Source organism: Streptomyces puniciscabiei (genome assembly GCF_006715785.1).
Taxonomy (GTDB): Bacteria; Actinomycetota; Actinomycetes; order Streptomycetales; family Streptomycetaceae; genus Streptomyces; species Streptomyces puniciscabiei.
In genome coordinates, this window is record NZ_VFNX01000001.1 from 3205738 (window position 1) to 3217730 (window position 11993).

General features: G+C 72.5%; 10 protein-coding genes. 1 reads left to right on the forward strand and 9 read right to left on the reverse strand.

What is annotated here, in order from left to right; translation table 11 throughout:
* Positions 1–36 precede the first annotated feature (36 nt).
* From efeB to FB563_RS14655, 6 genes are all read right to left on the reverse strand, one after another.
* Positions 37–1320: an iron uptake transporter deferrochelatase/peroxidase subunit gene (gene efeB, locus FB563_RS14630; RefSeq protein ID WP_055707759.1), complete on the reverse strand. Its 1284-nt coding sequence runs from the start codon at positions 1318–1320 to the stop codon at positions 37–39.
* A gap of 8 nt (positions 1321–1328) precedes the next feature.
* Entirely contained in the window at positions 1329–3248 is a 1920-nt protein-coding gene (locus FB563_RS14635) for a copper resistance CopC/CopD family protein (RefSeq protein WP_055707758.1), read from the reverse strand.
* 16 nt (positions 3249–3264) lie between these two features.
* Positions 3265–3738, reverse strand: coding sequence for a copper chaperone PCu(A)C (locus tag FB563_RS14640; RefSeq protein ID WP_055707757.1), 474 nt, complete (start codon positions 3736–3738; stop codon positions 3265–3267).
* Positions 3735–4388 (reverse strand): SCO family protein, encoded by a 654-nt coding sequence (locus tag FB563_RS14645; protein WP_055707756.1) that lies wholly within the window; start codon positions 4386–4388, stop codon positions 3735–3737. Before FB563_RS14645 ends, FB563_RS14640 begins: the two co-directional genes overlap by 4 nt.
* Positions 4389–4493: 105 nt before the next feature.
* Positions 4494–5258, reverse strand: a complete 765-nt coding sequence (locus FB563_RS14650) for a YcnI family copper-binding membrane protein (RefSeq protein ID WP_055707755.1) — start codon at positions 5256–5258, stop codon at positions 4494–4496.
* Between the two features lie 116 nt (positions 5259–5374).
* Entirely contained in the window at positions 5375–6253 is an 879-nt protein-coding gene (locus tag FB563_RS14655) for a hypothetical protein (protein ID WP_055707754.1), read from the reverse strand.
* 186 nt (positions 6254–6439) lie between these two features.
* Here FB563_RS14655 and FB563_RS14660 point away from each other — a divergent pair, with 186 nt between their 5' ends.
* Entirely contained in the window at positions 6440–6886 is a 447-nt protein-coding gene (locus tag FB563_RS14660; RefSeq protein ID WP_055707753.1) for an ATP-binding protein, read from the forward strand.
* Positions 6887–6957: 71 nt separating this feature from the next.
* Here FB563_RS14660 and pdxR read toward each other — a convergent pair whose 3' ends face one another.
* From pdxR to FB563_RS14675, 3 genes are all read right to left on the reverse strand, one after another.
* Positions 6958–8319, reverse strand: coding sequence for a MocR-like pyridoxine biosynthesis transcription factor PdxR (gene pdxR, locus FB563_RS14665; RefSeq protein ID WP_055707752.1), 1362 nt, complete (start codon positions 8317–8319; stop codon positions 6958–6960).
* A gap of 66 nt (positions 8320–8385) precedes the next feature.
* Positions 8386–9870, reverse strand: a complete 1485-nt coding sequence (locus tag FB563_RS14670; RefSeq protein ID WP_055707751.1) for an aminopeptidase P family protein — start codon at positions 9868–9870, stop codon at positions 8386–8388.
* Between the two features lie 156 nt (positions 9871–10026).
* Entirely contained in the window at positions 10027–11424 is a 1398-nt protein-coding gene (locus tag FB563_RS14675) for a PP2C family protein-serine/threonine phosphatase (protein WP_142218700.1), read from the reverse strand.
* Between the last annotated feature and the right edge of the window lie 569 nt (positions 11425–11993).

Below are 11993 nucleotides of genomic sequence, written 5' to 3' on the forward strand. Positions count from 1 at the left end.
GGGTGGTTTGAAACCCCGATCGCCACTGAAAGGAGGTCAGCCCTCCAGCAGCCGCTGCCCCACGTACTCGCCCTTCGCGGCCCCGCCCGGCACCGCGAACAGCCCGCTCGTCTCGTGCCGGATGTACTGCGACAGCGCGTCGCCCCGGTCGAGCTTGCGCTGCACCGGGACGAAGCCGCGCAGCGGGTCCGCCTGCCAGCAGACGAAGAGCAGACCGGCGTCGGGCGTGCCGTCCGCGTCGAAGCCGTCGTGGTAGGAGAAGGGGCGCCGCAGCATGGCCGCGCCGCCGTTCTTGTCGGGCCGGGTGATCCGGGCGTGGGCGTTGAGGGGGACGACGTACTCGCCCTTGGCGTCGGTCTTCTCCAGGTCCATCGGGGTCGTCTCGTCGCCCCCGGACAGCGGCGCCCCGTTGGACTTCCGGCGACCGATGACCGCCTCCTGTGCCGGCACCGACAGCTTCTCCCAGTCGTCGAGGAGCATGCGGATACGGCGTACGACGGCGTAGGAGCCGTTCGCCATCCAGGCCGGCTCGCCCGAGGCGGGCACGAAGATCCGCCGGTCGAAGTCCGGGTCGGCCGGCTTGGGATTGCGGGTGCCGTCGAGCTGGCCCATGAGGTTGCGGGCCGTCATGGGGTGCGCCGTGGCGCCCGGGGTGCGGTTGAAGCCGTTCATCTGCCAGCGCAGCCGGGCCGCGCCGCCCGCGTCCTTCTGGATCGCGCGCAGGGCGTGGAAGGCGACCAGGGCGTCGTTCGCGCCGATCTGCACCCACAGGTCGCCGTCGCTGCGCGCCTTGTCGAGGTGGTCGGAGGAGAAGTCCGGCAGCGGGTCGAGCGCGGTCGGCCGTTGTTTCTCCAGACCCGTCCTGCCGAAGAAGGAGCGCCCGAAGCCGAAGGTGACCGTCAGCGAGGAGGGCCCGGCGTCGCGGGCCACATCGGTGTCGTCGTGCGGCGCGGCCTCGCCCGCCATCAGCCGCTCGGCCGTCGTGGACCAGCGGCGCAGCAGGGCTGCGGCCTCCCTGCGGCCGGCGCCCGCCACGAGGTCGAAGGCGACGAGATGGCCGCGCGCCTGGAGGCCCTCGGTGATGCCGGGCTGATGTTTCCCGTGAAACATCGCCCGGTCGGAGCCGACCGAGGTCAGCGGGGTGGCCGGGGCGGGTGCGGCGGCGTAGCCCACGGCCCCGCCGGCGGCGCCGAGCACGAGCCCGGTGGCGCCCGCGGTGCCGAGCAGCGCACGCCGGGAGAGGCCGTGGCCGCCCGCGGGCTCGGACGCCTCGGGCACCTCGGCGGAGGTAGGGGCCTGGGGGAGGGACTGGTCGGGCATGGTGTCGTTCAGCCGATCTGCGCGTTCTTGGAGACGGTCACCTGGTTGATGTCGGAGGTCCGCACGGTGACGGCGATCTTCCAGTCGCCGGCCATGGGGATCTGCACGCCGCTCGCTGCCCAGTGGCCGGTGGTGATGTGGTCGGGGGTCACGGGAAGCGGGCCGATCTTCTTCGCCTCCAGGGTGAACTCGACCTTCACCTCGGGGATGTCGAAGGCCCGGCCGCCCAGCCGCTGGACGTACACATGCATCTCGTTGCCGCCCACGCGCGCGGGGTCGAGGTCGACGCTGACGACGCCCTTGCCGTCGGCGCCGCCGGTGTCGAAGGGCATGTCCAGGGTCAGCGCGCCGTTCGAGGGTGCCGTGGCCGAGGCGGAGGAGGACGAGGAGGCGGCCTTGGCGTCCAGTTCGGTGCGGCCCGGCTCGGTCTGGGTCAGCCAGGTGGTGACGGCGAGCAGCACGACTGCGACACCGGCCTCGGCGAGCACCGTACGGCGCAGCCCGAAGCGGTTCGTGTCGCCGTCCCGCAGCCGCTTCTGCCGGGCGGCGTCCATCGCGGCCCGCTGCCGGGCGAGCTCGGCGGCGCGCCGGGGATCTCCGCTGCTCTTGCCCTTGTTGGACTGTTTGGCCGCACCCGAGGTGACCCGTTCCTTCGCGGGATTCTCGGCTGTGACGCCGGCCGTGTCGGCCAGCCGGCCCGTCCACCGCCGCGAGACCGACGCGATGCCGACCATGACCGCCACCAGCCCGATCTTGACCAGGAGCAGCTGTCCGTACCGGGTGTCGGTGAACGCCGACCAGGAGCCCAGCTGCCGCCAGGACTGGTAGGTGCCGGTCGCGACGAGCGCGACGACGGAGCCGAAGGCCAGGCGGGAGAAGCGGCGGACGGCGGCGGCCTCCACCGGCGTCTCGGCGGGCGCCCGGTACAGGGCGACCAGCAGCGCGGTGAGCCCGCCCAGCCACGCGGCGACGGCCAGCAGATGGACGACGTCGACGGGCATGGCGATGCCCGGCTGGAGCCCGACCGAGGCATGCTCGGCCATGGCCCAGCTGCTCGCGAGCCCCGCCGCGACGACCACACCGCCGACGGCGAGCCCGAAGGTCAGATCGCGTTTCTCCGCACCCTCCTCGCGCTTGGTGTAGGCGCCGAAGAGGACGGCGATGAACAGCGCGGCGGCGGCGAGCAGCAGCAGCCGGGAGACCAGCGCCGCGCCGGTCTTGGTCTGCAGCACCTGGCCCAGCAGACCGAGGTCGAAGACGTCGGCGAGCTTCCCGGAGGTGGTGTAGGAGCCGCGCAGGAGCAGCAGCCACAGGGTGGCCGCGGTGAGCGTGAGCCAGCCGCCGACGACCAGCCGCTGCAGGGGCCGTACGCCCGCACCGCGCTGCCAGCAGGCGAGCACGAAGGCCGCGCCGCCGGCGAGCACGATGAAACCGGCGTACGACGCGTAGCGCCCGAAGGCGTAGAGCGCGCCCACGACCCCGCCGCCCGCGACCGGCCCGGTGCCGGAGACCACGGTCTGCGAGGGCGCCCCGATGGAGAAGGTGTAGGCGCCGGAGACGGGATGGCTGTCGGCGGAGACGACCTGGTAGGTCACCGTGTAGGTGCCCTTGCCCAGGCCGCTCCTGAGCTTCACGGCGTACGTCGTCCCGCTCAGGTTGGCCGGTGCGCCGGTCTGGACCGGCTTGCCCCGGGGGTCGAGGACGCGCAGGGAGTCGTCGTTCATCGCCACCTTCTCGGAGAAGGTGAGCGCGACCTGGCTCGGTGCCTGCTTGACCACCACCCCCTGCGCGGGGTCGCTGCCGGTCAGCGCCGCGTGCGCGGAGGCCGGTGCGGCCCCCGCGAGCAGTGCGCCGATGACGGCGAGGAGCAGCAGCACCAGGGTGCGCAGGCTGCCCTTGTGTCGCGTGGGGGTGATGGTCCGCGTCACGGTGTCGGTCCCTCCCTCAGTGGCCGGTCGACGGGTTGTACGTGGCGGACTTCACCGGCATCTCGACGGTGAGGGGCCCGGACTGGGCGAAGGTGAGCTTCACGGTGACCGTCTGGCCCTTTTTCGGCTGATGCCTCAGCTTCTCGAACATCAGATGGTTGCCCCCGCTTTTGAAGACGAGTTGACCGTGGGCGGGTATCGCGAAGGAGCTCTTCTCCTGCATGGCGCCGCCCATGGTGCTGTGCATGGTGATCTGGCCGGCGGCGTCGCTGGTCACCCCGGTCAGCTCGTCCTGGGTGCCGCCGTTGTTGGTGATCGTCAGAAAGCCGGCCGCCATGTCGGCGGAGACCGGCTGCGGTATGTACGGCCCGCTCACCGACAGTTCGGCCTTCGATGAGCCGGAGGCGGAGCCGGAGTCCGAGCAGCCCGTGAGGGCCAGCGCACCCGCGAGCGCGGCGGCCGCGGTCAGGACGGCGGGGCGGTGCCTCACGGGTTCGCCCCCTTGACGAGCTTCGGCAGGTCCTTGGTGTAGTCGTCGACCGTGGCGTCCTCGCCGTAGAGGACGTAACCGCCGTTCGTCTTCGGGGAGAAGACGATGACCTGGGTGCCGTGGACGGAGACGAGCTTGCCGTTCTTGTCCTTCGTGGTCGGCTCCACGGAGATGCCGACGGAGCGGGCACCGGCCTGGACGGTGGCGAAGTCCCCGGTCAGCCCGATGAACTGCGGGTCGATGCCCTTGAGCCACTTGCCCAGTTCGGCGGGGGTGTCGCGGCCGGGGTCGGTGGTGACGAACACGACCCTCAGATCGTTCTGCTCGGCCTTGGGCAGCGCCTTCTTGGCGACGGCGATGTTGCTCATCGTCGTCGGGCAGATGTCGGGGCAGTGCGTGTAGCCGAAGTACAGCAGGGTCGGACGGCCCTTGGTCTCCTGGCGCAGGTCGTACTTCTTGCCATGCGTGTCGGTGAGGACCAGGTCCGGCTTCTGGAAGGGCTGGTCGAGGACGGTGGCGGCCTTGCCCGAGCCGGACTCCTCCGAGACCGCGGTGACCGGCGACTTGCCGTCGTTCCCGCTGCCGCAGGCGGAGAGGGTCAGGGTGGCGGCGGCGAGCAGCGCGGCCGCGGCGAACGTCTTCTTGCGCATAGAAAAATGTCCCAGATGTGAGTGCTCCGGCGCGCACCGGGGTCGTACGGCGGCCACGACAGCGTCGCACGCCTCGCACGACCCCCGTGCGCGGTCCGGAAGGGCTTAGGCGGTCCGGCGACGGCCCGCGAGGACGCCGTAGGCGACGCCCCCGATGCCGGCGGCGATGCCGATCACGCCGAGCACGCGCGCGGTGGTGTCGGTGTCGTGGGAGCCGGAATCGGCGGCGGCCGTGTCCGCGGTCTTGTCGGAGGCGTCCTCGGTGGCGCCCGCCGTGCCGTGGTGGTCGTCGGTCGCGGCGGACAGCTGCAGCACCGGCGCCGGGTTCTCCGGCTCGTCCTGACCGGCCTGCGGCACCTCGATCCAGCGCACGACCTCCTTGTTGGAGTACGTCTGGATCGCCTTGAAGACGAGCTGGTCGGTGTTCTCGGGCAGGGCGCCGAGGGACAGCGGGAACTTCTGGAAGTAGCCGGGCCGGATGCCCTTGCCGTCGGCGGCGGTCCAGGTGACCTTGGTGACGGCCTCGTCGATCTTCTCGCCGTGCATGGTCAGCGGCTTGTCCAGCCTGGACTTGGTGACCTGCACGTTCCAGCCGGCGACGGACTCGGGCATGACCGAGGCGAGCGGGTGGTCGGCCGGGAAGTTGACCTCGACCTTGGTGGTCGAGGCGTTGTCGCGCTCGTTGGGGACCTTGAAGTCGACTACCGCGTAGCCGCCCTTGGCCGCGGCCCCCTCCGGCTGCACGGTGACGTGCGCGAAGGCGGGGACGGACAGCGCCAGGACGGCCGTGCCCGCGACGGCGCCGGCGGCGGCGACACGAGCGGCGGTGCGACGAGAGGCGACACGGGGGGCGATATGAGAAGCCTGCATGGCAGGAGCACTCCACTCCGAGAGTTCCGATGGCGAAGAGAGGTACGCGCACGCGCGCGTACCGCGCGACGGCGGCAGCCCTCTTCCCGGATCGGTGGAGCGGTGCGCGCGTCGCGTCAGGCGGCGAGAGGGAAGCGGGCGGCGGGCGGACCGCGCCGGATCACCGTGTGCTGGAGTGCGGTGGTGTGCGGGTCGGGCGCCTCGTCCCGGGCGGTACGACGGCCGCGCGGGAGGGGCTCGGAGACGGGCAGCAGCCCGGCACACAGGGCGCGCGCCAGCGCGAGCGCGGCGCGCAGAGAACGTACGAGCACTCCCTCTGTGACTCCGTGCGCCGACAGCTCGATCAGCCGCAACAGCGCCAGGTCACCGCGGCGCAGCAGCCAGCCCGCTGCGACGGCCGCGAGGACGTGGCCGAGCAGCATCGGCAGCGAGGGCAGCAGCGCGGCGGAGGAGCCGGTGACGTCGTACGCGTGGTGCATGCCGCCCATGACCGCCACGGGCCGGCCCGAGCGGTCGACGAGGTGCGCGGCGAGCAGCAGGTGGAAGGCGCGCCCCGGGGTCAGGGCGGCCGGGCTCGCCCCGCACAGCAGCCTCGTGGCCTGCTCGACCAGCGCGGTGTCGCTGAGCGAGGAGACCGCCGTACCGGCCGAAGGGGAGCCCGTCGAGCCGGCGGAGCTCATCGAGCCCGTCGCCGTCCCGCCGGCGGCCATGGCGGCCCCGTGCTGGCCCAGCCCGAACAGCGTGTGCAGCGCGCTCTGGCCGAGCGCGAGGAGCGCGGCGATGCCCGGAAGCGAGCGGGCGCGCCCGGCAAGCGGCACCACGAGCAGCAGACAGCCGAGGAAGCCCGCGCCCAGCGTCCACAGGGGCACGCTCGCGCAGGAGGCGAGGGTGTGACCACACGCGGCCAGCGCGACGCAGACCGCGGCGAACACCGCGGCCCGCAGGATCCGGAGCCCCGCTCCGGGACGCGCCGTGGGCGGGTGGGGGGCAGTCATGGCGGCCTCATCATCGCACTGCGTGTACAGGCGCCCTACGACGGGGCCGGGGGAACGTCCCTCATACACCGATTCCTCCCTTGGCGCATCGGCCGTATGGGCGGAGTCACGTCAACTGTGTGCTTACGGCCCCCTACGGGCGGCAATACGTATCGGTATGTCGAGCCGCGGCCAGGAGGCTGGAGCATGAGCATCTGGTGGTCACTCCATCTGCGCCGCGAGGCCGCGAGCGTGCCGCTCGCCCGGCGCCTGCTGATCGGCACCATGGAGACGGCGGGCGTCGACCCCGAGATCTCCTACGACCTGTCCGTCGCCCTGACCGAGGCCTGCGCGAACGCCGTCGAGCACGGCGGGAGTGCCTCGCACGGCGGCACCTCGGAGGCGTACCGGGTGACGGCGTATCTCGACGGCGAGAAGTGCCGTATCGAAGTGGCCGATTCCGGACCGGGGTTCTTTCGCTCCCAGGAGATCCGGGCCGCCCGGGCGGACGCCGAGCACGGCCGCGGGCTCTGTCTCATCAAGGAACTCGCCGATCACGTGCACATCGGCGCCAAGCCCGGCCGGGGCGGCACGGTGGTGAGCTTCGACAAGATCCTCAAGTGGCGGAAGGACACCCCTCTCCTGGTGGTGTGACGACACCCGCTCCCGTGTGTTCCGCCGAAGGTGGCACTGGCAGTGACAGCCTCCGCAGGACTGCCGTCAAGTCAGCACAGCACCTTCGCCAGCGCCTCCAGCGCCTTCGGATACACCCGCTCACGCGGGGTGCCGTAGCCGACGACCAGGCCCTGCGGCCGGTCCCCGCCCGGCGCGTGCCAGTGGGTGCCGAGGGCACCGAGGGCCAGCCCGCGCGCCTCCGCCTGTGCCAGCACCTCCGCCTCGTCGGGCACGTCGATCAGGGCGTGCAGTCCGGCAGCGATGCCGTGCACGCTCCGGCCCGCGCCCAGCCGGTCCAGCAACTGGTCCCGGCGGCGCCGGTAGCGCAGCCGGCACGCGCGCACGTGCCGGTCGTACGCGTGGCTGTCGATCAGCTCGGCCAGGGCCAGCTGGCCGATGGTCTCGGTGTGGTGGTCGCTGTGCAGCTTGGCGTCGGCGACCGCGTCGACCAGATGCGCCGGCAGCACCATCCAGCCCAGGCGGAGTGCGGGGCCCAGCGTCTTGGAGGCGGTGCCGAGATACACCACCTGTCCGGGTGCCATGCCCTGCAGCGCGCCCACCGGCTGGCGGTCGTAGCGGAACTCGCCGTCGTAGTCGTCCTCGACGATCAGCCCGCCACGCGCGCGTGCCCAGTCGCCGAGCGCCCGCCGCCGCTCCGGGTGCAGGGTCACCCCGGTCGGGTACTGGTGCGCCGGTGTGACCACCACGGCGGCGGCCTCGCCCAGTTCCTCGGGACGCACCCCGTGCGCGTCGACCGGTGCCGGCAGGACCGTTCCGCCACCCCGCCGCACGACCTCCCGGTGGAACGGCAGCCCGGGGTCCTCCATGGCGACGGCGGCGCCGTCCAGCACGCGCGTGAGCAGCGCGAGGCCCTGGACGTACCCGGAGGTGATGACGATCCGCTCCGGCGGCGCCAGCACTCCGCGCGCCCGGCCCAGATAGCCGGAGAGCGCCGTGCGCAGCTCGATCCGGCCGCGCGGGTCGCCGTAGTCGTACGCCAGTGAGGGCGCCGTCGCCATGGCCCGGCGCAGCGCGCGCAGCCAGGCCGCCGCCGGGAACGCGCCGACGTCCGGGCTGCCGGGGCGCAGATCGAAACGCGGGGCACGCGTGCGTGCCGCCGTGCCGGGTTCGGCGGAGGCGACGGGCGGCAGCTCGGCGACCCGGGTGCCCGAGCCCTGGCGCGCCGTCAGATACCCCTCGGCGACGAGCTGGTCGTAGGCCGCCTTGGTGGTGCCGCGTGAGATGCCGAGCTCGGTGGCGAGCCGCCGGGTGGCCGGCAGCCGGGTCCCGGGCACGAGCCGCCCGTCGCGTACGGCGTCCCGCAGGGCCCGCTCCAGTCCGGCACGGCGGCCGGCCGCCGAGTCCGGCTCCAGATGCAGATCGACACCGACACCGGACCAGAAGTCGTCCACGAGACCTTCCCCCCAGGCACGCGAATGGCCGGGCACCTGCCCGGTACCCGGCCATTGAATCTCAGGTCAGCCCTTGAGCGCGGCCATCCACGCCTCGACCTCGTCGGAGCGGCGCGGCAGACCGGCCGAAAGGTTTCGGTTGCCGTCCTCGGTGACGAGGATGTCGTCCTCGATCCGGACGCCGATGCCCCGGTACTCCTCCGGCACGGTCAGGTCGTCGGCCTGGAAGTACAGGCCCGGCTCGACGGTGAGCACCATGCCCGGCTCCAGGGTGCCGTCCACGTACGTCTCGGTCCGCGCGGCGGCGCAGTCGTGGACGTCCATGCCGAGCATGTGGCCGGTGCCGTGCAGGGTCCAGCGGCGCTGCAGGCCCAGCTCCAGGACGCGCTCGACCGGGCCCTCGACCAGGCCCCACTCGACGAGCTTCTCGGCGAGCACGCGCTGGGCGGCGTCGTGGAAGTCGCGGTACTTGGCGCCCGGCTTGACCGCCGCGATACCGGCCTCCTGGGCCTCGTACACGGCGTCGTAGATCTTCTTCTGGATCTCGCTGTACGTGCCGTTGACCGGCAGCGTGCGCGTCACGTCCGCGGTGTACAGGGTGTGGGTCTCCACGCCCGCGTCCAGCAGGAGCAGGTCGCCGGAGCGGACCGGGCCGTCGTTGCGGACCCAGTGCAGGGTGCAGGCGTGCGGGCCGGACGCGCAGATGGAGCCGTAGCCGACGTCGTTGCCCTCCACACGCGCGCGGAGGAAGAACGTGCCCTCGATGTAGCGCTCGGACGTGGCCTCGGCCCTGTCGAGGACCTTCACGACGTCCTCGAAGCCGCGGACCGTGGAGTCGACGGCCTTCTGCAGCTCGCCGATCTCGAACTCGTCCTTGATCAGCCGGGCCTCGGAGAGGAAGACGCGCAGCTCCTCGTCGCGCTCGGCGGTGACCTTGTCGGTCAGGGCGGCCTCGATGCCGGCGTCGTGGCCGCGCACCACGCGCACCGGGCCGGTGGCCTCGCGCAGCTTGTCGGCCAGCTCGCGCACGTCGGCGGCCGGGATGCCGTACAGCGCCTCCGACTCGGCGAGGGAGTGGCGGCGGCCGACCCACAGCTCGCCCTGGCCGGAGAGCCAGAACTCGCCGTTCTCCCGGTTGGAGCGGGGCAGGAGGTAGATCGTCTCCTGGTGGCCGTCGGCGGTGGGCTCCAGGACCAGGACGCCGTCCTCGGTCTGGTTGCCGGTGAGGTACGCGTACTCGACGGAGGCGCGGAAGGGATACTCGGTGTCGTTCGAGCGGGTCTTCAGGTTGCCCGCCGGGATCACCAGGCGCTCGCCCGGGAAGCGGGCGGAGAGCGCGGCGCGGCGGCGGGCGGTCTCGGCGGCCTGCGGGATCGGCTGCAGGTCGCGCAGCTCCGTGTCGGCCCAGCCGGACTGCATGTTCTCGGCCAGCTCGTCGGAGACGCCCGGGTACAGGCCGTTCTTCCGCTGCTTGATGGGCTCCTCGGACTCGGCCTCCGGGCCCTCCGCGGTAGCGGAGTCGGGGACAGCCGGGTTGAGCTCCTCGGACACGTGATCCTCCTCGATACGCCTTGTGATCTCCCCCGGGGCCCGCGACGCTCCTGCTTGTGGCCGAGCGGGGACCACCATCATCGTACGGTCGTACCGTGGCCGGACCGGGACCGGATGACCTGTTATGCCCGGTCATGCCGTCCTCTGGGGCGGTGCTCAGTCGAAGCGGGCCGCCAGCAGCACCACGTCCTCCTCGCTGTCGGCCGCGTCCAGAGCGTCCGGCAGGACGGTGCGCAGGACGTGGTCGGCGACGGCGCCGGGGTCGTGGCGCAACGTGCGCGGGATGCTCGCGGCGGCCGCGTGCAGGCGGGCGAAGGCGCGGTCCGTCGGGTCGCCGGTACGGTGCAGCAGCCCGTCGGTGTAGAGCAGCATCGTCTCCCCGGCCTCGGCCTGGATCTCCACGCTGGGCGCCTCCCAGCAGGCGAGCATGCCGAGCGGGGCGGAGACGGAGGTCTCGGCGAACTCGGTGCGCCGCTCGCCGATCAGCAGCGGCGGGCTGTGCCCGGCACCGGCCAGGGTGATCTTGCGCAGCGCGGGCTCGCAGTAGGCGAACAGCGCGGTGGCCGAGCGGGCGGGCTCGGTAAGCCGCAGCAGCAGCTCCAGGTCGGACAGGACGGCGACCGGGTCCTCGCCCTCCATCACGGCGTAGGCGCGCAGGGAGGCGCGCAGCCGGCCCATGGCGGCCACCGCGCTGGGGCCGGAGCCGGTGACCGAGCCGACGGACAGGCCGAGGGCGGCGTCCGGCAGCGGCAGCGCGTCGTACCAGTCGCCGCCGCCGCGCGGGCCGGTGCGGTGCCGGGCGGCGAGCTGGACGCCGGGCACCCGGGGCAGCCGGGCGGGCAGCAGTTCCTCGGTGATGGTCGCCACGCGCGCGCGTGCGCTTTCCACCTCCAGCAGCCGGGCGAGGTGCTCGGTGGCGTGCCGGACGTAGAGCCCGGCGAGGTGGCGCTGCCGCTCGTGGGGCTGGGCAGGTTCGTCGTAGAACCAGACGGCGGCGCCGAGGCGGCCCGCGGAGTCGGTGGCGAGGGGCAGGGCGTAGCTGGCGGCGTAGCCGAGACGGACGGCCACCTCGCGGTGCCGGGGGTCGAGACCGTCCTCGGCGAGCAGGTCGGGGTGGAGGACCTCGGTGGCCGTGCCGGTGTCGTACGGCAGCGCGCCGCGCGGGACGGTCTCGATGTGGCCGAGATCGGCCCGGCCGAGGCCGAGGCCGAGAGTGGTGCGGGGGCCGAGCCCGTCGCCGGGTTCCAGGGCGACCAGGCCGCGGCGGGCGCCGACGAGGGCGGCTCCGGCGCGCAGGAGCTCATGGAGGGCCGGTTCCAGCGCGTTCGTGCGGGACAGGCGCTCGGTGAGCTCGTGGAGGGTCGTGAGATCCGAGACCCACCCGGCCAGCCGGTCCTGGAGGAGGGCGCCGGGCGCGGGGGTGTTGGGGGCGGGAACGGCGGCGGTCTCCGGGGAGGGTCCGGCGCCGGCGGCGGGGGGAGCGGGCGCAGTGTGTGCGGGCGCCGGAACGGCTGGATCGATTCCAGCCACTTTCGGAGGGTGCGGGGCGTTCATGGCGTCCGGCCTTCAGACCGGTGCGTATTGCTGAAAAGCATCGCAAACCCCCATGTCATTCTGCGCCGCTAGCAGTGTCTCCACATGTACACGCACTCGTGAGGGGATGTCCAGCATTGTCCTGCGGGGATTCCTGGTGTCCATGAGTCTCACGAGGTTTCCCTCGAACCCCTTGCCTTACTGCCAAGTTGGCTGAAAACTGCACCAGGTATCGGTCCATTGCGGTCGACTGGCCTTGCTCCACGGAGCGTCACAGCGGTCGTGATGGGTACGTACTCGGTGAAGGCCAGGGGTGGTTGGGGACCACCCGGAACCTGGCGACGGACCCGGGCGTCATAGCCACCGACGGCCGAGCCCCATCCTCCCTGGCGGAGGCGGAGAGAACCACGCGCGACGGCAAAACGCCAGACTTCGCCACCCCCGCGCCGCACCCGCGCTTTATGGACGCACTATGGACGCGGACGCGGCCCATGCTCGACCCCCTGGGGTTCCCCCTGCCGTGCGCGGGGGTGTGATGCGCCAACAGGTACGCACAGTGAAGTGATCGACACATGTTGTGATGTGGACCA

What these genes read in the sequence shown, in the direction of transcription:
- efeB (WP_055707759.1), bottom strand. Translation starts at nt 1,320, where the DNA reads ATGCCCGACCAGTCCCTCCCCCAGGCCCCTACCTCCGCCGAGGTGCCC.
- FB563_RS14645 (WP_055707756.1), bottom strand. Translation starts at nt 4,388, where the DNA reads ATGCGCAAGAAGACGTTCGCCGCGGCCGCGCTGCTCGCCGCCGCCACC.
- FB563_RS14650 (WP_055707755.1), bottom strand. Translation starts at nt 5,258, where the DNA reads ATGCAGGCTTCTCATATCGCCCCCCGTGTCGCCTCTCGTCGCACCGCC.
- FB563_RS14655 (WP_055707754.1), bottom strand. Translation starts at nt 6,253, where the DNA reads ATGACTGCCCCCCACCCGCCCACGGCGCGTCCCGGAGCGGGGCTCCGG.
- FB563_RS14660 (WP_055707753.1), top strand. Translation starts at nt 6,440, where the DNA reads ATGAGCATCTGGTGGTCACTCCATCTGCGCCGCGAGGCCGCGAGCGTG.
- FB563_RS14675 (WP_142218700.1), bottom strand. Translation starts at nt 11,424, where the DNA reads ATGAACGCCCCGCACCCTCCGAAAGTGGCTGGAATCGATCCAGCCGTT.